At 74.8% G+C, this 22,564-nt stretch carries 17 protein-coding genes; 13 read left to right on the forward strand and 4 right to left on the reverse strand.

What is annotated here, in order from left to right; translation table 11 throughout:
- Positions 1-40: 40 nt before the first annotated feature.
- Entirely contained in the window at positions 41-1,063 is a 1,023-nt protein-coding gene (locus ABZY20_RS11125; RefSeq protein WP_356439839.1) for a Gfo/Idh/MocA family oxidoreductase, read from the reverse strand.
- Between the two features lie 128 nt (positions 1,064-1,191).
- Here ABZY20_RS11125 and ABZY20_RS11130 point away from each other — a divergent pair, with 128 nt between their 5' ends.
- From ABZY20_RS11130 to ABZY20_RS11150, 5 genes are all read left to right on the forward strand, one after another.
- Complete coding sequence (locus ABZY20_RS11130) at positions 1,192-1,929, forward strand: GntR family transcriptional regulator (RefSeq protein WP_356440703.1); 738 nt, start codon at positions 1,192-1,194, stop codon at positions 1,927-1,929.
- Positions 1,930-2,062: 133 nt separating this feature from the next.
- Positions 2,063-3,211 carry an ROK family glucokinase gene (locus ABZY20_RS11135; protein WP_356439842.1) on the forward strand — a complete coding sequence of 383 codons (1,149 nt, stop codon included), beginning with the start codon at positions 2,063-2,065 and terminating at the stop codon, positions 3,209-3,211.
- A complete protein-coding gene (locus ABZY20_RS11140) occupies positions 3,208-3,789 on the forward strand; it encodes a sugar kinase (RefSeq protein ID WP_356439845.1) in 582 nt (193 codons plus the stop codon). Before ABZY20_RS11135 ends, ABZY20_RS11140 begins: the two co-directional genes overlap by 4 nt.
- An 83-nt stretch (positions 3,790-3,872) precedes the next feature.
- The gene (locus ABZY20_RS11145) at positions 3,873-6,701 is read left to right on the forward strand and encodes an SNF2-related protein (protein WP_356439848.1); all 2,829 of its coding nucleotides are present in this window, start codon (positions 3,873-3,875) and stop codon (positions 6,699-6,701) included.
- Between the two features lie 106 nt (positions 6,702-6,807).
- Entirely contained in the window at positions 6,808-9,099 is a 2,292-nt protein-coding gene (locus ABZY20_RS11150) for an SWIM zinc finger family protein (RefSeq protein WP_356439851.1), read from the forward strand.
- A 240-nt stretch (positions 9,100-9,339) separates the two neighbouring features.
- Here the strand turns inward: ABZY20_RS11150 and ABZY20_RS11155 are convergent, their stop codons facing one another.
- Positions 9,340-9,780, reverse strand: a complete 441-nt coding sequence (locus ABZY20_RS11155) for a hypothetical protein (RefSeq protein ID WP_356439854.1) — start codon at positions 9,778-9,780, stop codon at positions 9,340-9,342.
- A gap of 44 nt (positions 9,781-9,824) precedes the next feature.
- Complete coding sequence (locus ABZY20_RS11160; protein ID WP_356439857.1) at positions 9,825-11,039, reverse strand: globin domain-containing protein; 1,215 nt, start codon at positions 11,037-11,039, stop codon at positions 9,825-9,827.
- Positions 11,040-11,358: 319 nt separating this feature from the next.
- Here ABZY20_RS11160 and ABZY20_RS11165 point away from each other — a divergent pair, with 319 nt between their 5' ends.
- From ABZY20_RS11165 to ABZY20_RS11195, 7 genes are all read left to right on the forward strand, one after another.
- Entirely contained in the window at positions 11,359-12,264 is a 906-nt protein-coding gene (locus tag ABZY20_RS11165; RefSeq protein WP_356440706.1) for a universal stress protein, read from the forward strand.
- A 26-nt stretch (positions 12,265-12,290) separates the two neighbouring features.
- Complete coding sequence (locus ABZY20_RS11170) at positions 12,291-13,196, forward strand: universal stress protein (RefSeq protein ID WP_356439859.1); 906 nt, start codon at positions 12,291-12,293, stop codon at positions 13,194-13,196.
- Positions 13,197-13,592: 396 nt separating this feature from the next.
- Positions 13,593-14,408, forward strand: a complete 816-nt coding sequence (locus ABZY20_RS11175) for a universal stress protein (RefSeq protein WP_356440709.1) — start codon at positions 13,593-13,595, stop codon at positions 14,406-14,408.
- A gap of 268 nt (positions 14,409-14,676) precedes the next feature.
- Positions 14,677-16,959 (forward strand): formate C-acetyltransferase, encoded by a 2,283-nt coding sequence (pflB, locus tag ABZY20_RS11180; RefSeq protein WP_356439861.1) that lies wholly within the window; start codon positions 14,677-14,679, stop codon positions 16,957-16,959.
- A complete protein-coding gene (gene pflA / locus ABZY20_RS11185; protein ID WP_356439864.1) occupies positions 16,956-17,714 on the forward strand; it encodes a pyruvate formate-lyase-activating protein in 759 nt (252 codons plus the stop codon). The genes pflB and pflA overlap by 4 nt, the downstream gene beginning before the upstream one ends.
- A 185-nt stretch (positions 17,715-17,899) precedes the next feature.
- Positions 17,900-18,592, forward strand: a complete 693-nt coding sequence (locus tag ABZY20_RS11190; protein ID WP_356439867.1) for a response regulator transcription factor — start codon at positions 17,900-17,902, stop codon at positions 18,590-18,592.
- 795 nt (positions 18,593-19,387) lie between these two features.
- Positions 19,388-20,389, forward strand: a complete 1,002-nt coding sequence (locus tag ABZY20_RS11195) for a hypothetical protein (protein ID WP_356439870.1) — start codon at positions 19,388-19,390, stop codon at positions 20,387-20,389.
- 44 nt (positions 20,390-20,433) lie between these two features.
- Here ABZY20_RS11195 and ABZY20_RS11200 read toward each other — a convergent pair whose 3' ends face one another.
- A complete protein-coding gene (locus ABZY20_RS11200) occupies positions 20,434-20,856 on the reverse strand; it encodes a pyridoxamine 5'-phosphate oxidase family protein (protein ID WP_356439873.1) in 423 nt (140 codons plus the stop codon).
- A gap of 318 nt (positions 20,857-21,174) precedes the next feature.
- Between ABZY20_RS11200 and ABZY20_RS11205 the strand changes: the two genes are divergently transcribed.
- The gene (locus ABZY20_RS11205) at positions 21,175-22,389 is read left to right on the forward strand and encodes an MFS transporter (protein WP_356440712.1); all 1,215 of its coding nucleotides are present in this window, start codon (positions 21,175-21,177) and stop codon (positions 22,387-22,389) included.
- Positions 22,390-22,564 lie beyond the last annotated feature (175 nt).

Below are 22,564 nucleotides of genomic sequence, written 5' to 3' on the forward strand. Positions count from 1 at the left end.
CATCACGGGAAAGCGGCAGCGTCACGGGAAAGCGGCAGCATCACGCGAAGGCGGCCGCTGCCCCGCCGGCGATCTCCGCGAGCCGCACCGGCCTGCGCTCCCGGCGCGACAGCTCGCACGCCTCCGCGATCCGCAGCGCCTGCAGGGCCTCCCGCCCGTCACAGGGGTTGGCCCGCTCACCCCGGACGACCTCGACGAACGCGTTCAGCTCCGCCTCGTAGGCCGGTCCGAAGCGCTCCAGGAAGCCCGTCCAGGGCTTGTCCGCGGCCGGCGGCCCGGTCGGCTCGGTGGACGCGATCGGCGTCCGGTCGTCCAGGCCGACCGCGATCTGGTCGCGCTCCCCGGCGAGCTCCATGCGCACGTCGTAGCCCGCCCCGTTCATGCGGGCGCCGGTGACCGTGGCGAGCGTGCCGTCGTCGAGGGTGAGGAGCGCGGCGCCGGTGTCGACGTCGCCCGCCTCGCGGAACATCGCCGGCCCGGCGTCGGACCCGGCCGCGTACACGTCCGTCACCTCCCGGCCCGTCACCCAGCGCAGCACGTCGAAGTCGTGGATCAGCGTGTCCCGGTACAGGCCGCCCGACAGCGGCAGCCACGCGGCGGGCGGCGGGCTCTGGTCGCTGGTCAGCGCCCGCACGGTGTGCAGCCGCCCCAGCCGGCCCGACCGCACGGCCTCGCGCGCACCCGCGTAGCCCGCGTCGAAGCGCCGCTGGAAGCCCATCTGCAGCACCGTCCCGGCCGACTCCACCTCGGCGATCGCGGCGAGGCTACCGGGCAGGTCCAGCGCGATGGGCTTCTCGCAGAACACCGGCAGGCCCGAGCGGGCCGCCCGGCCGATCAGTTCGGCGTGGGCCGAGGTCGCCGTCGTGATCACCACCGCGTCGACGCCCCAGCGGAAGATCTCCTCGACCCCGGGCGCGGCCGTCTCGCCCAGCCGGTGTGCCAGGTCCTGGGCCCGTGACGGATCCGCGTCCGTGAGGATCAGCGAGCCCACGTCGCGATGCCGGCTGAGGGTGTTCGCGTGGATCGTGCCGATGCGGCCCGTACCGATGACGCCGATGCGCATGGAAACAAAGTGCGTGCCCAGCCCGCCGCTGTCAATCTGTATGTCCTGACAATGTGACTACACGACTTCCCGTCAACAACGCACGGGGCTACGCTCGGCCCGTGCCGAAACCAGAAGTGGACCCGACCGTGCAGCTCGAGCTCAGCGTGGACCGCAGCTCTCCCGTGCCCTTGTACTTCCAGCTGTCCCAGCAGCTGGAGGCCGCGATCGAGCACGGCACGCTGACCCCCGGCAGCCTGCTGGGCAACGAGATCGAGCTCGCCGCCCGGCTCGGCCTGTCCCGGCCGACCGTCCGCCAGGCCATCCAGTCGCTCGTCGACAAGGGCCTCCTCGTCCGCCGCCGCGGAGTGGGCACCCAGGTCGTGCACAGCCAGGTCAAACGCCCCCTGGAGCTCAGCAGCCTCTACGACGACCTGGAGGCCGCGGGACAGCGCCCCGCCACCACCGTCCTCGTCAACACGGTCGTCCCCGCCTCCGCCGAGGTCGCCGCCGCCCTCGGGGTCGCCGAGGACAGCGACGTCCACCGCGTGGAACGCCTCCGCCTCGCCCACGGCGAACCCATGGCCCACCTGTGCAACTTCCTGCCCCCCGGCCTGATCGACCTCGACACCCGCCAGCTGGAGACCACCGGCCTGTACCGCCTGATGCGCGCGGCCGGCATCACCCTGCACAGCGCCCGCCAGACGATCGGCGCGCGGGCGGCCACCCAGGAGGAAGCCGACCGGCTGGCCGAGGAGCCGGGCGCACCGCTGCTCACCATGCAACGCGTCACGTTCGACGACACGGGCCGCGCCGTGGAGTACGGCACCCACACCTACCGGCCGTCGCGCTACTCCTTCGAGTTCCAGCTGCTCGTCCGCAGCTGAAGGGCGCGGGGCAGCGCCGGCGCGCGGCCGCCCCGCCCCGGCGCGACGAGCCGCCGCAGGCCCGCACCCGGCAGTGCCCGGCACCACCCCTGTGCTCCGCACCCCGACGCCCTGTGAGGCAGAATCGGGCGCGATGAGCACCTACCGCGACTTCACCGCCCCCATCGGCTCCCGCCGTGCCACCGTGCTGCGCACGGTCGGCACCCGGGAGCGCCGCTCGCACCTGACGGCGCCCCGCGTCCCGACGGTCGGCATCGACATCGGCGGTACGAAGGTCATGGCGGGCGTCGTGGACGCCGACGGCAACATCCTGGAGAAGGTCCGCACCGAGACCCCGGACAAGTCCAAGAGCCCCAAGGTCGTCGAGGACACCATCGCCGAGCTGGTCCTGGACCTCTCCGACCGCCACGACGTGCACGCCGTGGGCATCGGCGCGGCCGGCTGGGTCGACGCCGACCGCAACCGCGTGCTGTTCGCCCCCCACCTGTCCTGGCGCAACGAACCGCTCCGCGACCGCCTCTCGGGGCGGCTCTCCGTGCCCGTCCTGGTGGACAACGACGCCAACACCGCCGCCTGGGCCGAGTGGCGCTTCGGCGCCGGCCGCGGCGAGGACCACCTCGTCATGATCACCCTGGGCACCGGCATCGGCGGCGCGATCCTGGAGGACGGCCAGGTCAAGCGCGGCAAGTACGGCGTCGCCGGGGAGTTCGGCCACATGCAGGTCGTGCCCGGCGGCCACCGCTGCCCGTGCGGCAACCGCGGCTGCTGGGAGCAGTACAGCTCCGGCAACGCCCTGGTCCGCGAGGCCCGCGAGCTGGCCGCCGCCGACTCGCCGGTGGCCTACGGGATCATCGAGCACGTCAAGGGCAACATCGGCGACATCACCGGCCCGATGATCACCGAGCTGGCCCGCGAGGGCGACGCCATGTGCATCGAGCTGCTCCAGGACATCGGCCAGTGGCTCGGCGTCGGCATCGCCAACCTCGCCGCCGCCCTCGACCCGTCCTGCTTCGTGATCGGCGGCGGCGTCTCGGCCGCCGACGACCTGCTCATCGGCCCCGCCCGGGACGCCTTCAAGCGGCACCTCACCGGCCGCGGCTACCGCCCCGAGGCGCGCATCGTCCGTGCCCAGCTCGGCCCCGAGGCCGGCATGGTCGGCGCCGCCGACCTCGCCCGGCTCGTCGCCCGCCGCTTCCGCCGCGCCAAGCGCCGCCGCGTGGAGCGCCACGAGCGCTACGAGCGGTACACGCAGTCGCTCCGCAGCACCCAGGAGACGCTGTGACCGCCTCCCTGCCCCACCAGGGCGCCTGGCCCGGCGGACCGGACCGTCCCGCCGAGGACCGCCGCCACATGATCCGCCGCAGGGCGCTCACCCTGCTGATCATCGTCCTGCTCATCGGCATCCCGGCCGGCTACCTGGTGATCTCCGCGAACCAGAGCCGCGACAGCGGCAAGGACAAGGAGGCGAAGTACTCGGCGACCGGCCTCACCGAGGGCTGGCCCTCCAAGCTGCAGCGCCGCATCTACCAGGTGCCCGTCCCGCACCCGGCCTGGCACGTGGCGTACTACGAGACCAACAACTGGAAGACCAGCCGCCTGTACACCCAGTTCGAGACCAACTCGGCCGGACTGGACGCCTATCTCACGGGCCTCGGGGTGACCCGGAAGGACCTGAGGAAGGGCGCGGTCACCATCGGCGCCCGCGATCGGAAGATCACCGGCTGGAGGTTCCCGGGCGGCGGCTCCTGGTACGGCTTCGTCCACCGGCAGCAGAACCCCGCCCCCACGCACGACGTGGTCGTGGACCTCACCAACCCCGCCTACCCCTGGGTGTACGTCGTCGCCCGGACCGTGCCCTGACCCGCCTCGGGGCCGATTGTCAGACCCCGCCCGTAGAGTCGGAGACAACTGATCCGACTCGGCGGCGGGAGGTGACAAGACGTATGGCCGACACGGCTGCGCCGGCCGGGCGGGCGGAGGACCCGGCGGCCCCGGTCCGGCTCCCGGCCGTCTTCCTGCCCGCCCCCCTCCCGCGCGACGGGCGCATCGCCTTCTGGGACCCCGAGGGCGAGCCCTTGCCCGCCGGGGACACCGAGCTGACCGTCGTACGACGGCACGGCGCGGGCGTCCGGCGGCGCACCACCCCGGCGCTGTCCCTGCCGCTGGAGACCGCCCTGCCGCTCCTGGTGCGCGCCCGGCACGACCCGGCGGCCCACCCCGCCACCGCCTGCTGGGGCGCGGCCGCCCTGCACGCCCTGCGGATCACCGCACGCGGCCGCCTGCTCCCCGGTCTCACGGCCACCGGCCACGACGCCTGGCGCGCGGGCCCGCTCGACCCCGGCGACATCGCCCACCTGCGCGCGGTGGCCGCCGCCCTGCCCCACGAGGGGCACGCCGTCCCGCTGCCCGGCCCGGGCCCGATCCGCCTGCCCGAGCCGGAAGCGCTGGTCCGCGCCTTCCTCGACGCGGTCGCCGACACCCTGCCCCGCACCCCGGCCGCCCTCCACGCCACCGGCAGGCCCTTCGCCGCCCGTGAACCCCAGCGGCTGCCCGACGCCCACGACTGGGCCGCCGAGGTCGCCGCCGGCATGGACGCGGGCGTGCGCATCTCGCTCCGCCTGGACCTGTCGGCGTACGACCTGTTCGACGGCGCCTCCGACGGCGGCGCGCGCGGCGCCGGCGCCGCGATCGTCCAGGTGCACAGCCTCGCCGACCCCACCCTCGTGACCGACGCGGCCGCCCTGTGGGCGGGCGAGGCCGACGACGCCTTCGGCCCCCGCGCGCGGGTCGACGCGGCCCTCGCCGTCCGCCGCGCGGCCCGCGTCTGGCCACCCCTGGACCGCCTGGGCGACCAGGACGTGCCGGACGTCCTGGCGCTGACCGAGGACGAGCTGAACGACCTGCTCGGCGTGGCCGCCACCCGCCTCGCCGCGGCCGGGGTCGCCGTGCACTGGCCGCGCGACCTGGCACAGGACCTGTCCGCCGCCGCGGTGATCCGCCCCGCCCCCGGCTCGGCCACCGACGGCACCGGCTTCTTCGAGAGCGAGGACCTGCTCGCGTTCCGCTGGCAGCTCGCCCTCGCCGGCGACCCGCTCACCGACGCCGAGATGGACGCCCTCGCCGAGGCCCACCGCCCCGTGGTCCGGCTGCGCGACCAGTGGGTGCTGGTCGACCCGGCCCTGGTCCGCAAGGCCCGCAAACGGGACCTGGGCCTGCTCGACCCCGTCGACGCCCTGTCCGTCGCCCTCACCGGCACCGCCGAGGTGGACGGCGAGACCGTCGAGGCCGTCCCCGCCGGAGCGCTCGCCGCCCTGCGCGACCGCCTGACCGCGGGCGTGCGCCCCGCCGACCCGCCGCCCGGCCTGCACGCCACCCTCCGCGACTACCAGCTGCGGGGCCTGGCCTGGCTCGACCTCATGACCTCCCTCGGCCTCGGCGGCTGCCTCGCCGACGACATGGGCCTCGGCAAGACGGTCACCCTCATCGCCCTGCACCTCAAGCGCGCCCGCCGCGAACCGACCCTGGTGGTCTGCCCGGCCTCGCTGCTCGGCAACTGGCAGCGGGAGATCCACCGCTTCGCCCCCGGCGTCCCCGTGCGCCGCTTCCACGGCGCCGACCGCAGTCTCGACGGCCTGGACGGCGGCTTCGTCCTGACCACCTACGGCACGATGCGCTCGGCGGCCCCCACCCTGGCCGAACAGCCCTGGGGCATGGTCGTCGCCGACGAGGCGCAGCACGTGAAGAACCCCTACTCGGCCACCGCCAAGGCGCTGCGCACCATCCCGTCCCCCGCGCGCGTCGCCCTCACGGGCACGCCCGTCGAGAACAACCTGTCGGAGCTGTGGGCCCTGCTGGACTGGACGACCCCGGGCCTGCTCGGCCCGCTGAAGTCCTTCCGCGCGCGCCACGCCCGGGCGGTGGAGACCGGCGAGGACGAGGAGGCCGTGCAGCGCCTCGCCCGCCTGGTCCGGCCGTTCCTGCTGCGCCGGAAGAAGTCCGACCCGGGCATCGTGCCCGAGCTGCCGCCCAAGACCGAGACCGACCACCCCGTCCCCCTCACCCGCGAACAGGCCGCGCTCTACGAGGCGGTGGTCCGCGAGTCGATGCTCGCCATCGAGACGGCCGACGGCATGGCGCGCCGCGGCCTGGTCCTCAAGCTGCTGACCTCGCTGAAGCAGATCTGCAACCACCCGGCGCTGTTCCTGAAGGAGCAGCACGCCCCTACTGGCGACCGGCTCGCCACCCGTTCCGGCAAACTCGCCCTGCTGGACGAGCTGCTGGACACGCTGCTGGCCGAGGACGGCTCGGCCCTGGTCTTCACCCAGTACGTGGGGATGGCCCGCCTGATCACCTCCCATCTGGAGACCCGCGCGGTCCCGGTCGACCTCCTCCACGGCGGCACACCGGTCCCGGAGCGCGAGCGCATGGTGGACCGCTTCCAGGCCGGCTCGACCCCGGTCCTGGTCCTCTCCCTCAAGGCCGCCGGCACCGGCCTCAACCTCACGCGCGCGGGTCACGTCGTCCACTTCGACCGCTGGTGGAACCCGGCCGTCGAGGAACAGGCCACCGACCGCGCCTACCGCATCGGCCAGACCCAGCCCGTTCAGGTCCACCGCCTCATCACCGAGGGCACGGTCGAGGACCGGATCGCCGAGATGCTCCAGGCCAAGCGGGCCCTGGCCGAGGCGATCCTCGGCACGGGCGAGTCGGCCCTGACGGAACTGACCGACCGGGAGCTGACGGACCTGGTGTCCCTGCGGAGGCCGTCGTGACGCCGTGTCAGGGCGCGGGCCCGTCCGGTGCGTCGCTTGCGGGCAGCGCCCCGGCGCCCTGCCGGTGCCGCGAGCTGCCCGGCCTCCCGCTCCCGGGGAGGACGCCATGACCGGCAACCCGGCCGACGAGGTCCGCCGGGCCCTGCGCGAGGCCAGGGAGCGGGCGGCCCGGGATCCCGACGCGACTGCGGCGGCCCGCCCCGAACAGTCCCCCGCTCCGGCTGCCCGACCCGGGCCGGCTCCGGCTGCCGGTCAGGCACCCACCAGACCGGCGGACGTGGCGCGTGAGGCGCTGCGCAGAGCGGTGTCCGAGCAGCGGGGGAGCGGCCGGGGTGGTGAGGACACGGTGGCCGACCGGAGTGAGGGGGAGGGCACCGGTGTGTCCGGTGATGCTTCGACGGCCGTGGCCGGCGCCGGGGCGTCGGGGGCGGATCCGTCCGGTCACGCGCCAGGTGCCGGAACGCCCGATCCGGACGCCCCGGCCGACGACATCCGGACGGGGCAGGAACGGGACTCCTCGGCCGAGGAGACGCCCGCGCCGGCCCTTGCCCCCGAACCCGCCGCGTCCGGGCCGCGCGCGGCGGATGTCGCGCGCGAGGCGCTGCGCGCGGCGCGGAAGGACGCGCGGCGGGCCCGGGAGGAGGCCGAGAGGGAAGGCGCCCGGCGACGGCGCCGGGCCAGGCCGGGCGTGGTCGACGAGCGGGCCGCGGCCGCTCGACGGGCGCGCGACGGTGCCGGAGGCGAACGAGGGCGCGAGGTGAGCCAGTTGCTGTCCGACGCCTTCCGGATGCCGAGCCTGTCGGAGGAGGAGGACACGGACACGGAGGCAGCGCGAGCCCCGGACCCCTCGCCCCCCGCCGCCGAGGACACCGCCCCGACGCCCCGAGGCCTCCTGCCGCGAGAAGTCGCGCCCGGGGGTCCTGAGGTGACGCCCCGTCATGCCGTCGCCCCCGGGGCTGGTGACGTGACGTTCCGTCATGCCACCGCAGGGGCGGACGACTTGACGGCGACCTGGAACGCCACAGTCCGGGACCCCGGGGGCGACCGCCCCACGCCCCCGTCCCCGGCCGCCGCCGCACCCACCACCCAGCACGCCCCCCGAAGCCCCGAGACCCCCGGGCCTGCCCGGTCTCCGCGCTCCATGGCCGCCCCCGGCCGCGACAGCGACCTGCGCCGCACGTTCCCGCGCTTCCCGCCCAGGAAGGGCGAGACGTTCGCCGAGAGCTGGTGGGGCAACGCCTGGGTCACCGCGCTGGAGCAGGGCGCGCTGGACGTCAAGCGGCTGGAGCGCGGGCGCGGGTACGCCGGGCAGGGGAACGTCGACGCCATCACGGTGACGCCCGGTCTGGTCCTGGCGTACGTGCAGGGCAGCCGTCCGCGCCCGTACCGCGTCCAGGTGCGGCTGCGCACCCTGGACGACACCGACTGGGACCGGTTCCTGGACGCCGCCGCCGACCGGCCCGGTCACATCGCGGCGCTGCTCGACAAGGAGATGCCCCAGTCGCTCGCCGACTGCGGTGTGCCGTTGCTGCCCGGTCCCGGTGACCTGGAGCCGAGGTGCAGCTGCCCCGACCGCGGACACCCCTGCAAACACGCCGCCGCCCTCTGCTACCAGACCGCCCGGCTGCTCGACGCCGACCCCTTCGTCCTGCTGCTGCTGCGCGGGCGGGGCGAACGCGAGCTGCTGGACGCGCTGTCCCGGCTGAGCGCGACCCGCGCCGCCAGGGCCGCCCAGGACAGGGAACCGGCGCCGCTGCCCGGAGTCAGGGCCTCCGAGGCCCTCGCGCCACGCACCCTGCCGCCTCTCCCCGCCCCGCTGCCCGCGCCCCCGCATCCCGAGCAGCCGCCGGCCTACCCGGCGTCCCCCGGCGGCCCGGACCCCTTCGCCCTGGACCAACTGGCCACCGACGCCGCGGCCCGGGCTCACGCCCTGCTCACCACGGGCCGTGACCCGGTCGGGCAGCTCAGCCTCTGGCAGGACGCGGTCCGGCTGGCGGCGGCCCGCCCCGGTTCGGGACTCACCGCGGGCACCCGGGCGCTCTACGCGTCCCTGGCCGCAGCGGCGGGCCGCACACCGTCCGAGCTGGCCCGGGCGGTCGCCGCCTGGCGGCAGGGAGGACTGGAAGGACTCGCCGTACTGGAGGAGCCGTGGGATCCGCCGGCCGGCCGGTTCGACCGGGCCCGGCCGTTGCTCCTCGCGGCCGACCTGCCCGCCTTCCGGCCCTGGCGCAACCACCTCACCCACCCCCGGGGCCACCTCCAGCTCCGCCTCGGCCGGGACGGCCTGTGGTACGCCTACGAGTCCGAGCCGGGCCGTGACGACTGGTGGCCGCGGGGAACCCCCGACCTGGATCCGGTCGGCGCGCTCACGGGCCTCGGTGTGCCCGGCGAACCCTAGGCGAGCGGGACGGACCTGACGGAACGGCGGCGGCCCTGCGCGCTCGGCGCGGAGGGCGAAGACGCGGCGGCTGGACCGCTGCCGGAGGCTTGTGCCGCTGGACCGTTGCCGGAGGCCCGGCGTCTGGACCCTTGCCGCAGGCTTGTGCCGCTGGACCGTCCCGGGAGGCGCGGCGTCTGGAGAGTTGCCGGAGGCCCGGCCGGTGGACCGTCACCGACCGGGCCCGTGCTCACCGCGGACTCACGCCGGGCGAGGGTCCGCGGTGACGCCTCCGTCCCCGGCGGGACGCGGGGAGGCCGAGCCGCCGCGCCAGGGCGGAGCCGCCGCGCGACGACCGCCGTGTCCGTCGGGTCCGCCGTGTGCGGCGTCCGCGGCCTTGTCGGTCTGCCGGCGCAGCCGGTCCTGCAGGTGGTCGATCAGCTCACGTCCGGTGGTCTCCTCGGCGAGCACGACCACGTCACGCCGCCCGACGCGGAGGGTGGCGGTCGCCGACCAGGGACGGTCCCCGTGGTGCGCGGACGCCCGCGTGATGCGTACCTCCCCGCTGACAGGGGGCAGCCCCGGACGGCCCACGACCGCGTCGATCTTCACGCGGGCGTACTCCATCGTCTCCTCGTCCACCTCGCCGTCCGCACGCAGCACCACGTCGGGGACGGTGGCCGGGGTGTCCTTGCCGGTCATGCCGGCTCCTTTCCACAAGCAGGGTCGGGGCGTCGGGGTGTCGTTCAGGCCGCCGTGCCGGGCAGCCACAGGTCGGGCCCGAACACCTCGTAACGGACGCGCCGGGCCGGGACCCCGGCGCGCAGCAGCCCCGCGCGGACGTCGCGCATGAAGGGCAGCGGCCCGCAGAGGAACACGGTGGCGCCCTCGGGCAGTTCGACGCCGTCGAGGTTCATCAGGCCCTCACGGGCGTCGGGCTCCTCCGGGCCGGGACGCTCGTACCAGAAGACGGTGCGGGCGCCCGGCAGGAGCCCGGCCAGCCGGACCGTCTCGGTGCGCAGCGCGTGGGCGGCGGGGGAGCGGTCGGCGTGCAGGACCAGCACCGGGCGGGTCGAGCCGACGGCGGCGAGGTGGGCCAGGATCCCGGTCATGGGCGTCCCGCCGATGCCCGCGGAGACCAGGACGACGGGGTCGGCGGCATCGGCCGGGTCGTCCAGGAAGACGTCGCCGAAGGGCGCGGACAGCGTCAGTTCGTCGCCCTCGCCGATCCGGTCGTGCAGCAGGGACGACACCTCGCCCTCCGGCGTGCCGGGCAGCCCGGCGACCCGCTTCACGGTGATCCGCCGCACCTCCCCGCCCGGGTCCGAGGACAGGCTGTACTGGCGTACCTGGCGCACCCCGTCGGCCATCCGGACCCGCACGCTCACGTACTGGCCCGCCCGCGCCCGGGGCGCCGGGAGCCCGTCGGCCGGGCGGAGCAGGAAGGACACCACGTCCGGGGTCTCGGTACGGCGCTCGACGACCGTCCACTGCCGCCACACCTGACCGGGCTCCACACCGGCGTCCTGGTACAGGCGGGCCTCACGGCCGATCAGGGCGCCGGCCATCAGCCAGTACACCTCGTCCCAGGCGGCCGCCACCTCCGGGGTGACGGCGTCGCCCAGCACCTCGGCTATCGCACCGAACAGGTACTTGTGCACGATCGTGTACTGGTCGTCGGTGACGCCGACCGCCGCGTGTTTGTGCGCGATCCGGTCCAGCAGCGTGTCGGGCCGGGTGTCCGGATCGGCGAGCAGCGCGGTCGCGAACCCGGCGATCGAGCCGGCCAGCGCCCGCCGCTGGGCTCCGCTGGCCTGGTTGCCGCGGTTGAACATCCCGTCGAGCAGTTCCGGGCGGTCGCGGAACATCGCACCGTAGAAGCGCGTCGTGATCTCGTCGAGCGCGCCGGCCACGGCGGGCAGGGTGGCACGGATCACGGCGGCGGATTCTGCGGACAGCATGAGGCCTCCCGGGCAGGGGACGGAGGGGGAAGGACGCCGCTTCGCGTCGGGCGGCATCACCTGTGTAGCAGTCACCCGGGCCCGTTCCGGCGGAGTTCGGCCCCGCTGGACGAAGAGGGGCCGAACGGCCCCATGGGTTGGGGAACATCGGTCCCCCCGGCCGGCTCCGCCGTGAGGCCGCACGGCCCCGGAACGCCCCCCGCCGGCGGGCCCGTCGGTCCCCGGCGGGGGACTCGCGGTCCCTGCCCCCGCCCGCGGCCCGCCACCACGCTGTGAACCGAACCCGTCACAGCGGGACCCGACGCAGGAGGTGGACATGATGTCCAGAACCGTCATCGTGGGCTTCGACGGCTCACTCGAGAGCCGTGCCGCCGCCGAGTGGGCCGCCCGCGAGGCGGAGCTGCGAAGGCTGCGGCTGAGACTGGTGCACGTCTGGCAGCCCGTCCTGGACGACCTGACCCGCACCACGCTCCCCGGCGTCCCGGCACGGCAGCACTGGAACGAGCGGATCCCGCACGAGGCGGTCGCGGAACTCCGCCGGAACCATCCGGGTGCGGACGTGACGATCGAGCAGGTCACCGGCAGCCCGAGGGACGAACTGGCCGGCGCGGCGAGGGACGCCGAACTGCTGGTCCTCGGCTCCCGCGGGCTGAGCGGCATCGGGGGCTTCCTCGTCGGGTCCGTGGGCGCGGCGGTGATCGCCCGCACCGGGACGCCCGTGGTCCTCGTGCGCGCCGGGGAGCAGGCCGCCGACGAGCACGAGCCCGGCCCCGCGGGCGTCCCCTCCGCGGCCACCGCGTACCGGCCGGTGGTGCTCGGCCTCGACGCGGGCCACCCGGCGGACGCGGTGATCGCCTTCGCGTTCGAGGAGGCCGCGCGTCGCGGCACCGGGCTGACGGCCCTGCACGGCTGGCCCCTGCCCCCGTACTTCGCCTACGGCCTGCCCGCCGACCCCCGGCTCGACGCGGACCTGGCCCGGCAGGAGGCCGCCGCCCTGGCCGGGGTGCTGCGGCCCTGGCGGGAGAAGTACCCGGACGTCGAGGTCGTCGAGGAGTCCCGCTCCGGCAGCCCCGCCCACCACCTGGTCGACGCCTCCCGCGAGGCGTCCCTGGTCGTCGTCGGCCGCCGGGTCCGCCGCAGCCCGATCGGTGGCCACATCGGCTCCGTCACCCATGCGGTGCTGCACCACGCCACCGCCCCCGTCGCCGTGGTCGCGCACGACTGACCGCACTGTCCGAAGGAGTTGGGACCATGAACGCACCGGCCGAACGAGACCCCTTCGCCCCCCTGGTCGTGGGCGTCGACGGCTTTGAACCGAGCCTGCGCGCCGTCGACTGGGCGGCCGACGAGGCCGCGCTGCGCGAGGTGCCGCTGCGGGTGGTGTACGCCTGCACGTGGAAGCGGTACGAGAGCGCCGCCCTGGCCGGGGACATCGGGCGGCCGACCGCGCTGCCGCCGGCCCAGGACGTCGTCCGCGCCGCCGCCGAACGCGCCCGCGACCGGCACCCCGGACTGCGGGTGACCGCCGACCTGGTGTTCGGCGATCCGGAGCACGCCCTGGTGCGCGAGGGGCGGCACGCCTCCGCGCTGGTGACGGGCACCCGCGGCCGCGGCGGTGTCGCGGAGCTGCTGCGCGGCTCCGTCAGCCGGTCCGTCGCCGCCCACGCCGACTGCCCGGTCATCGTGCTGCGCGGCAGTCACGACAACCAGGCCACGCCCCCGGTGCGCGGCCGTGTCGTGGTGGGCGTCGGCGGCGAGCCCAAGGGCTCCGCGGTCGTGCGGTTCGCCGTCGAGGAGGCGCGGCGGCGCGGTGTGCCCCTGGAAGCCGTACGGGCCTGGCAGTGCCCCGCCCGTGAGAGCACCGACCTGGCGACGGCGGCCGGGGAGCCCGCCCGCCTGCACGAGGAGCGGGCGGCCGGGGAACTGGACACGGCCCTGCTCGACGTGCCGGCGGACGTCACGGTGCGGCGGCGCACCGTCGAGGGCGACATCCGCCGCGTGCTGATGGACGCCTCGCACGAGGGCGACCTGCTGGTGGTCGGCACCCGGCAGAGCGAGGGCCGCTTCGGTCCCCGGCTCGGACGGGTCGCGCACGCCGCGCTGCACCACTCCGCGTGCCCGGTGGCCGTCGTACCCCATCCCGCACAGGAGGCCTGAGCCCGCCGGGGCCGTACGGCGAGCCGGTGGGTTCCTTCGGCCCCTGCCCGCGGCCCCCGCGGACGACGAGCATCCTCCGCGGAGCCGCCGCGCGGGCCGTCCGCGCACGGAACAGAAGGGGAAGGAACCATGACTGACGGACCGATGACCGACGGACCGATGACCGGCCGATCGACGGCTGACGGACCCATGACCGGCCGATCCACGGCTGACGGACCGATGGCTGATGGACCGATGACCGACGGACCGACGGCTGGCGAGCCCACGGCTGACGTATCGACGGCTGACGTATCGACGACTGACGGACCGATGCGTGAGGAGTCGGTGTTCGAGGAGTCGATGCCCGACGCGTCGAGGGCTGACGGCCCCGGCCCCGGCCCCGGCGCCGGTGGGCAGGTGGTCGTGGGCGTGGACGGTTCGCTGGTCGCCGTGCGCGCGCTGGACCTGGCCGCGGAGGACGCGCTGCGCCGCGGCGCCGGGCTGCGCGTCGTCTTCGCGGTGGCCGACCGCGACGAGGCTGCACCGATCCTGGCGTCGGCCGCCGCGCGCGTCCGCGAGCGCCACCCCGGTCTGCCGGTGGAGACCAGGGCCGTGGAGGGCGGCGCCGTGCGGGCGCTGGCGCGGGAGAGCGAGAGCGCGCTCCTCACGGTCGTGGGCACCCGGGGGTTCGGCGGTGTCTCGGGTCTGCTGGCCGGCTCGGTGAGCTGGCGGCTGGCCGCCCAGGTGCACAGTCCGCTGCTGGTCGCACGCGGGGACCGCGCCGACGACGAGGGGCGCGAGGTGCTGCTGGGCCTGGAGGGCGACGCCGACGCCGACGCGGCCGCCCACGCCTTCCGGGAGGCGGTGCTGCGCGGGGCCCGGCTGCGCGTCGTGCACGCCGCGTCGCACCGGCACACCACTCCCGAACTGCCGCCGCTGATCACCGCGACGAGCCCCGGCCAGGAGCGCCGGGCGCTGAGGGAGCGGGCGGAGGAGGCCGTGCCGCGGTTCGGCGTCGCCCGCCTGCGCGAGGAGTACCCCGGGGTCGAGGTCGACGTCCGTACGGTCCGCACCGGCCCGGCGCACGCCCTGCTCGCCGGTACCCGCGAGGCCGGGGTCGTGGTCATCGGCGCGCACCGGCGCGCGGGCCGGCTCGGCGCCCCGGTCGGCCCGGTCGCGCACGTCCTGCTGCACCACTCCCACTGCCCGGTGCTGCTGGTGCCCACGCGGTGAGGGTGCCCACGCGCTGAGGGTGCCCACGGGGTGAGGGCGGGCGCATGAGGAAAGTGGGCCCACGAAGGGTGCCCGCCGCCCGTGCCGCAAGTCCGCCCTCACCGTACGGACCGGGCCGGCCGGGCCGAACGTCCCGGCGGGGGAGGGACCGACGGCGAGCCCCGAAGGCACCGGCGGACCCTCCTGGCCGGCGCCGCGAGCGACCAGCATCGAGGTGCCGACAGGTGACTCACACGCACCACCACGACCACGAGGGAGAGGACCCGCGATGACGGCGACAGTGGCCGGCGGACCCCGGACGACGACGACCGAGACGACCGAGACGACCGGGGCATGGCGGGGTTTCGCGGGCACACGCTGGCGTGACCACATCGACGTGCGTGACTTCATCCAGGCCGCCTACACGCCCTACGACGGCGACGCGGGCTTCCTGGCCGGGCCGACCGAGCGCACGCTCGCCGTCTGGGACAAGGTCGCCCGGCTGTTCCCCGAGGAGCGCCGCAAGGGCATCCTCGACGTCGACACCGCCACCCCGTCCACCATCACCTCGCACCGGCCGGGCTACATCGACCGGGACCGTGAGCTGATCGTCGGCCTGCAGACCGACGCCCCGCTGCGGCGGGCGATCATGCCCAACGGCGGGCTGCGCATGGTGGAGAACGGCCTGGCGGCGTACGGCTACGAGGCCGACCCCTTCGTGTCGAAGGTCTTCGGGACGTACCGCAAGACCCACAACGACGGTGTCTTCGACGCCTACACCCCCGAGATGCGCGCGGCCCGCAAGGCCGGGATCATCACCGGGCTGCCGGACTCCTACGGCCGCGGCCGCATCATCGGCGACTACCGGCGGGTCGCGCTGTACGGCACGGACCGGCTGATCGAGGCCAAGCGCGCCGAGCGGGCCCTGCTCGACGCCCGGCCCTCCAGCCCCGACGTCATCCGCGACCGCGAGGAACTGGCCGAACAGATCCGGGCACTGGGCGAGTTGGCCGGCATGGCCGCCTCCTACGGCTGCGACGTCACCCGGCCCGCCGCCACCGCGCACGAGGCCGTGCAGTGGCTCTACCTCGGCTTCCTGGCCGCGGTGAAGGAGCAGAACGGCGCCGCGATGTCCCTCGGCCGCACCTCCACCTTCCTCGACGTCTACCTCCAGCGGGACCTGGACGAGGGCACGATCGACGAGGTGCGCGCCCAGGAGCTGATCGACGACTTCGTGATCAAGCTGCGGATCGTGCGCTTCCTGCGCACCCCGGAGTACGACGCCCTCTTCTCCGGCGACCCGACCTGGGTGACGGAGTCCATCGGCGGCATCGGCGCCGACGGACGCCCCCTGGTCACCCGCACCTCCTTCCGCTTCCTGCAGACCCTGTACAACCTCGGCCCGGCCCCCGAGCCGAACCTGACCGTGCTGTGGTCCCCGCGGCTGCCCGAGGGCTTCAAGCGGTTCTGCGCCCAGGTCTCCATCGACACCAGCGCCATCCAGTACGAGTCGGACGAGCTGATGCGCCCGCGCACCGGCGACGACACGGCCATCGCCTGCTGCGTCTCCGCGATGGCCGTCGGCAGGCAGATGCAGTTCTTCGGCGCCCGGGTCAACCTCGCCAAGGCACTGCTGTACGCGATCAACGGTGGACGTGACGAGATGACCGGCGAGCAGGTCGCCCCGGCGACGCCCCCGCTCACCGCCGAGTACCTGGACTACGACGAGCTGTCCGCGGCGTACGACCGGATGCTGGACTGGCTGGCGGCGACCTATGTGGACGCGCTCAATGTCATCCACTACATGCACGACAAGTACGCCTACGAGCGCATCGAGATGGCCCTGCACGACCACCCCGTGCACCGGTTCATGGCGTGCGGGATCGCCGGCCTGTCGGTCGCCGTCGACAGCCTGTCCGCCGTCCGGCACGCCCGGGTCAAGGTCCTGCGGGACGCCACCGGACTCGCCGTCGACTTCCGGATCGAGGGGGAGTACCCGGCGTACGGCAACAACGACGACCGCGCCGACACCCTCGCCGTCGACCTGGTGGAGTCGTTCATGGCCAAGGTGCGCGAGCACCCCACCTACCGGGACGCCGAGCACACCCAGTCCGTGCTGACCATCACCTCCAACGTGGTGTACGGCAAGCACACCGGCAACACCCCCGACGGGCGCCGCGCCGGACAGCCCTTCGCACCCGGGGCCAATCCGATGAACGGCCGCGACCGGCACGGCGTGGCCGCCTCCGCCCTCTCGGTGGCCAAGATCCCCTACGAGCAGGCCCGGGACGGCGTCTCGCTCACCACGACGATCACCCCCGAGGGCCTGGGACACGACCCGGCCGAACGCGCGGGGCACCTGGTGGGCATCCTGGACGCGTACACGGCCTCCGGCGGATTCCACATGAACGTCAACGTGCTGGACCGCGCGACGCTCGAGGACGCCATGGAACACCCTGAGAAGTACCCCGAGTTGACCGTGCGGGTCTCGGGCTACGCCGTCAACTTCGTCCGCCTGACCCGCGAGCAGCAGCTCGACGTGATCAGCCGCACCTTCCACGGATCGCTGTGAGCACGAGCACCAGCACCACCACCGCGCCGCTGACGGGCCGGATCCACTCCTGGGACCTGTCCACGGGAGTGGACGGCCCCGGGACCCGGTTCGTGCTGTTCCTCAGCGGCTGCCCCCTGCGCTGCCTGTACTGCTCCAACCCGGACACCTGGCACATGCGGGACGGCAGACCGGCCACCGTCGACGAGGTGATGGCCGAGATCGAGAAGTACCGGCCCTTCATCACCGCAGCCGGGGGCGGCGTGACGCTCACCGGCGGAGAGGCCCTGCTGCAACCGCAATTCACGGGCGAGATCCTCCGCCGCTGCAAGGAATCCGGTCTGCACACCGCCCTGGACACCTCCGGCTTCCTCGGCGCCCGCGCGAGCGACGCGCTGCTCGCCGACACCGATCTGGTGCTGCTGGACATCAAGTCCTTCGACATCCGGACCTACCGCAAACTGACCGGAGGAGACCTCGCCCCCACCCTGACCTTCGCCACCCGCCTCGACCGGCTCGGCGTGCCGGTGTGGATCCGCTACGTCCTGGTGCCCGGCTGGACCGACGACCCGGAGGCCGTCGACGGCCTCGGCGCGTTCCTGGCCGGCCTGGGCAACGTCGACCGCGTGGACGTCCTGCCGTTCCACCGGCTCGGCCTGCCCAAGTACGAGGCGCTGGGCATCCCCTTCCCGCTCCGCGACACGCCCGCGCCGGGCCCCGGGCTGACGGAGCGGGTGCGTGAGCAGTTCCGCGAGCACGGCCTGCGGGCCCTGTGAGCAGCGGCCCGGGGATCCGGGTGGTAGGCCCTCGCGTCCATGGGAAGACGACGATCTGGAGCCACTAGGGCCGACCGGCCCTGGCCCTTCCGCCCGCGATCGCTGATGATCTGCGGTGGACAGGACCGGTCACGCCCACTGGGCACCGGTGCGTATTTCGGACAGTGCGGAACGAGGAGCATGCGATGGCGGACGGCGAGCAGCCCGGCCCCGACAACCCGATCCGGGTCTTCCTTCTGGACGACCACGAGGTGGTACGACGCGGAGTGCACGACCTGCTGAACGACGAACCGGACATCACCGTCGTCGGTGAGGCCGCCAACGCCGAGCAGGCCCTGATCCGGGTGCCCGCCCTGCGCCCGCAGGTGGCGGTGCTCGACGTGCGCCTGCCCGACGGCGACGGCGTGACCGTCTGCCGGGAGCTGCGCTCGCGCATGCCGGACCTGGCCTGCCTGATGCTCACCTCGTTCGACGACGAGGAGGCGCTGCTCGACTCGATCATGGCCGGGGCGTCCGGATACGTGCTGAAGCAGATCCAGGGCTCCGACCTCGTCTCCGCCGTGCGCACGGTGGCCGCCGGCCAGTCCCTGCTCGACCCCAGCGCCACCGCCCGGCTGATGGCCCGCCTGCGCCAGGGCCAGGAGCCGGAGCCCGAGCCCGACGCCCTGCCGGGCCTGACCGACCGCGAGCGCGAGATCCTGGCCCTCATCGGTGAGGGCCTGACCAACCGCCAGATCGGCCAGCGGCTCTACCTCGCCGAGAAGACGGTGAAGAACCACATCTCCCGCCTCCTCGCCAAGCTCGGCGTCGAGCGGCGCATCCAGGCCGCCGTCATCGCCACCCAGGCCAAGGACAGGCTCAGGCAGGAAGGCCACTGACACCGACGGGCCGGCCGGACGCCGCGCGTCGCCCGCTCCTGGAGCGGCAGCGGGAGCGGGACGTGGTCGCTGGACCGTCGGACGCGCACCCGGACGAGGGCCGGCTCGCACGGGGCCGTGCGCCACGGCCGTGGCGTCGCCGGACCGGCCCCGGCGGGTGGTGCGCGTCATGCAACGCACGGCTTGCTGGCCGGCACCGTCCGGGCCCGGCCGCAGGGCCCAGGAAGGGTGCGGCGCTAGCGGTCATGGAGCCCTTGGGCTCGCCATCGGCGACCCGCCCGGACGCGTGCGGACCAGGACCGGGTCGCACGCGTCATGGCCGTGACCCCGTCGTCCCCGCCCCGCCCGCGCCGGGCCCGGCAGCGGGGTGGCGCGCGACGCGCTGAGGACGGCTCGTCACCGCCGGGCCGGTCTAAACGGCCCGGCGGCTCGTGAGACTCTCCGGCTCACCGTTGGGAGGCGCCCGCACGCGGGTCGGTCCCCGTGCCACATAGCCACCTGCCATGGCCCCGTGCCACATAGCCCCGTGACACACGGCCGGCTGCCACACAGCCCCCCCACCACACAATCCTTCGCCACACCCCCTGCCACACAGCCCTCCGCTAGACACCCCCTGCCACACAGCCCCCTCCCACACAGCCCTCCGCCACACCCCTTCGCCAAACGGCCGCCCTCGTACCGCCCGGCTCGGTCTTGGGGCCCTTCGGCCCACCGGTCTGGACCGGGCAACCCTCCTCCGGACCGCGACGACGGCGCAGGGTTGACGTACGGAACGAGCCTGCGAAGGAGCCGTGAATGCACACCCGGGAAGTCGACGCCGCAGCGGTACAGGCGCTGTTGGCCGCAGCCGTGGCTGCTCCGTCGATCCACAACACGCAGCCCTGGCGCTTCGGCCTGGACCCGGACAGCCGGTCGATCCAGGTCCGGATCGACCGGGGGCGACGGCTTCCGCTGGCCGATCCCGAACTGCGCTCACAGCACCTGTCGGTGGGAGCGGCCGTCTTCAACCTGCGGGTGGCCGCGGCGCACCTGGGCTGGGACCCGCTCGTGCGGTTGCTGCCGTCCGCCGACGATCCGGATCTGCTGGCCACCGTGCAACTGACCGGGACCGCCGCGCAGCAGCCGTACCCGCGTGATCTGTACGAGGCGATCGAGCGGCGCCACACGAGCCGGATGCCGTTCACCGGCCGTCCGGTCCCGGATCCGGTCGTGGCCCGGATGACCGACGCGGCCCGGGCCGAGGGCGCCCACCTGGAGGTGCCCGGCATCCCGGGGACCCGGCGCCTGCTGGGCCTGACCCAGGAGGCCGAGGCGCGCAACGCCGCCCACCCCGCCCGTACGGCCGAGACGCGCGCCTGGATCACCGCTCCGGGTACGGACGCCTCCTACGGCATCCCCGTCACGGCCCTGGGGCCGCGGGACGCCGCCGGGCGGATGCCGGTGCGGGACTTCACCGGAGCCCTGCCCGTGCCGCTGCTGCCCGCGCTCCGGTTCGAACGCCACGCCCAGGTGGCCCTGCTGTGGACGTCCGGCAACCGGCGGGAGGACTGGCTGAGGGCGGGCCAGGCCCTGCAGAGCGTGCTGCTCACGGCGACGCGGAACAAAGTGCGCACCTCGATGCTGCACCAGGCGATGGAGTGGCCGGACCTGCGGGCGGCGATGGCCGGATCGAGGCGCCGCTGCTTCCCGCAGCTGCTGATCCGTTTCGGATACGGCCCGGACGGCGGCCGCACCCCCCGCGCCGCCGCGCATCCCGAGCCCGCCGCCCGGGACGGGCACGGCCCGGTCACCGTGTGACGCCTGCGCGGTGTGACGCCTCCACGTCGCGCCACCGCATCGCCTCACTGCGTCCCGAGCGGTGCCCTGAGCTCCCGTCCGGTGATCATCGTCGACTCGATGCGCACGAACACCGACTCCCGCAGGGGCATCCACGACACCGGGCCGGCCTGCGACAGACGCTCGTGCTCGGCGGGGTCGGTCACCACGGTGGCCCGTCCGGTGACGACCACGCTCCAGCCGGACCGGGCCGCCGTGTCGAACTCGTCCGCCTCGAAGGCGACCACGACACCGTCGACGGCGGCCACGAGGTCCGAGTCCGGCGAGGTGCGCAGCACGACGGAGGCGTCCGCGTCGAGGGCGAAGTTGACGGGCAGGACCGCAGGCAGGGCCTGCCTGGTGTAGACCACCCGGCCGACCGGCACCTTGGCGAGCAGGCGGAGGCACTCCTGTCGCTCAAGAGCGCGAAAGGCGTCGTTCGTGAACATCGACCCATCGTCTCCGCGGGCGCGGCGCAGGGGAAGGGCCGACCGGCCCTACCCCGGTCCGGACCGGGAGGGACGGCTCGGCGCCCCGGGACCACTCTCCCCCCACCGGGGACTTAAGGCCCATGCCCTCCCCGAGCCGGGATGCGGACAGTGGTGACGGGACGCCGTTCCGCAGGGCAGGAGGCCCGCGGCGTGCGTACGGCCCCGGTGGCGCGTTACCACCGGGATGACGAAAGGGACGGACACATGGTCCAGCCGAGGAAGTCGAAGAGCGGCGGCTCGCCGTCGGGCCCCCCGGTGTCCGGCCGGGCGTGGCTGATGCTGGCCCTGGCCACGGTCGGGTTCGCCGTGAACTTCTGGGCGTGGGCGCTGCTGAGCCCCCTGGCCCCGCGGTTCAAGGACGACCTCGGCCTGTCGTCGTTCGAGCAGTCGCTGCTGGTGGCGGTGCCGGTCGTGGTCGGCTCGCTCGGCAGGATCCCGGTCGGCGCGCTGACCGACCGGTTCGGCGGACGGGTGATGTTCCCGTGCGTGTCGGCGGCCGCCATCGTGCCGGTGCTCTACCTCGGCCTGGCCGGACACTCCTCCCTCGCCGCGCTGCTGATCGGCGGCTTCTTCCTCGGCATCGGCGGCACCGCCTTCGCGGTGGGAGTGCCGCTGGTCAACGCCTGGTTCCCGCCCGAGCGGCGCGGCCTGGCCATCGGCGTCTTCGGCGCCGGCATGGGCGGCACCGCGATCAGTGCCCTGACCACCGTGAAGCTGGTCGACGCCGGCAGCATGTCCACCCCGTTCCTGATCACCGCCGTGATGCTGGCCGTGTACGCCGCGGTGGCCGCGCTGCTGCTGCGTGACGCGCCCGGCCGCACCGTGCCCACCGAGCCCCTGACCCGCCGTCTGGCCGCCACCGCCCGCCTCGGCATCACCTGGCAGGCGTCCGCGCTGTACGCGGTCGCGTTCGGCGGCTACGTCGCCTTCTCCGTCTACCTGCCCACGTACCTCAAGACCGGCTACGGCCTCACCCAGGCCGACGCGGCCAACCGGATGGCGGGCTTCGTGCTCCTCGCCGTGGCGATGCGGCCGTTCGGCGGATGGCTGTCGGACCGGCTGGGCCCGGTGCGGGTGCTTGCCGGCTCGCTGGCCGTGGTGGTCGCGGGGGCCGTGGTGCAGTCGTTCACGCCGCCTCTGGCGCCGCTGGGCACCATCGCCTTCCTGTCCATGGCCGCCGCGCTCGGCGCGGGCAGCGGGGCGACCTTCGCCCTGGTGGCCCTGCTGACCCCGGCCGGCCAGGTCGGCTCGGTCACCGGCGTCGTCGGCGCCGCGGGCGGCCTGGGCGGCTTCCTGCCGCCGCTCGTGATGGGCTCGCTGTACGGCGCGTACGAAACCTACGCGGCCGGTCTCGCCCTGCTCGCGATCGTGGCCGCCGCCGCCCTGGCCTACACCCTCACCGGCGTCCGCGCCGCCGCCGAAGGCGGCAAGGGCACCCGGCGGCGCTCAGGCGGCGGCAGCCGCCACCGCACGGCGGGGACCACCGCCTGACGGCGAGCGGGGTGAACGAGGCAGCGGCCTCCTTCACCCCGCACCACCCCGCGCCGCCTCCTCCACCCCGCACCACCGCCTCCCCCCCCCCCCCGCACCACCGCCTCCACCCCGCACCGCCTCCTTCACCCGCGCCGCGTCGCGGCGCGCGTGGTGTGACTGTTGACCTTTTCCG

Source organism: Streptomyces sp. NPDC006624 (genome assembly GCF_040611555.1).
Lineage (GTDB): Bacteria > Actinomycetota > Actinomycetes > Streptomycetales > Streptomycetaceae > Streptomyces.

Excerpts from the sequence above, each read along its gene's own strand:
- ABZY20_RS11125 (WP_356439839.1), bottom strand. The coding sequence starts at position 1,063 with ATGCGCATCGGCGTCATCGGTACGGGCCGCATCGGCACGATCCACGCG.
- ABZY20_RS11135 (WP_356439842.1), top strand. The coding sequence starts at position 2,063 with ATGAGCACCTACCGCGACTTCACCGCCCCCATCGGCTCCCGCCGTGCC.
- ABZY20_RS11145 (WP_356439848.1), top strand. The coding sequence starts at position 3,873 with ATGGCCGACACGGCTGCGCCGGCCGGGCGGGCGGAGGACCCGGCGGCC.
- ABZY20_RS11150 (WP_356439851.1), top strand. The coding sequence starts at position 6,808 with ATGACCGGCAACCCGGCCGACGAGGTCCGCCGGGCCCTGCGCGAGGCC.
- ABZY20_RS11155 (WP_356439854.1), bottom strand. The coding sequence starts at position 9,780 with ATGACCGGCAAGGACACCCCGGCCACCGTCCCCGACGTGGTGCTGCGT.
- ABZY20_RS11160 (WP_356439857.1), bottom strand. The coding sequence starts at position 11,039 with ATGCTGTCCGCAGAATCCGCCGCCGTGATCCGTGCCACCCTGCCCGCC.
- ABZY20_RS11165 (WP_356440706.1), top strand. The coding sequence starts at position 11,359 with ATGTCCAGAACCGTCATCGTGGGCTTCGACGGCTCACTCGAGAGCCGT.
- ABZY20_RS11170 (WP_356439859.1), top strand. The coding sequence starts at position 12,291 with ATGAACGCACCGGCCGAACGAGACCCCTTCGCCCCCCTGGTCGTGGGC.
- pflB (WP_356439861.1), top strand. The coding sequence starts at position 14,677 with ATGACGGCGACAGTGGCCGGCGGACCCCGGACGACGACGACCGAGACG.
- ABZY20_RS11190 (WP_356439867.1), top strand. The coding sequence starts at position 17,900 with ATGGCGGACGGCGAGCAGCCCGGCCCCGACAACCCGATCCGGGTCTTC.
- ABZY20_RS11195 (WP_356439870.1), top strand. The coding sequence starts at position 19,388 with ATGCACACCCGGGAAGTCGACGCCGCAGCGGTACAGGCGCTGTTGGCC.
- ABZY20_RS11200 (WP_356439873.1), bottom strand. The coding sequence starts at position 20,856 with ATGTTCACGAACGACGCCTTTCGCGCTCTTGAGCGACAGGAGTGCCTC.
- ABZY20_RS11205 (WP_356440712.1), top strand. The coding sequence starts at position 21,175 with ATGCTGGCCCTGGCCACGGTCGGGTTCGCCGTGAACTTCTGGGCGTGG.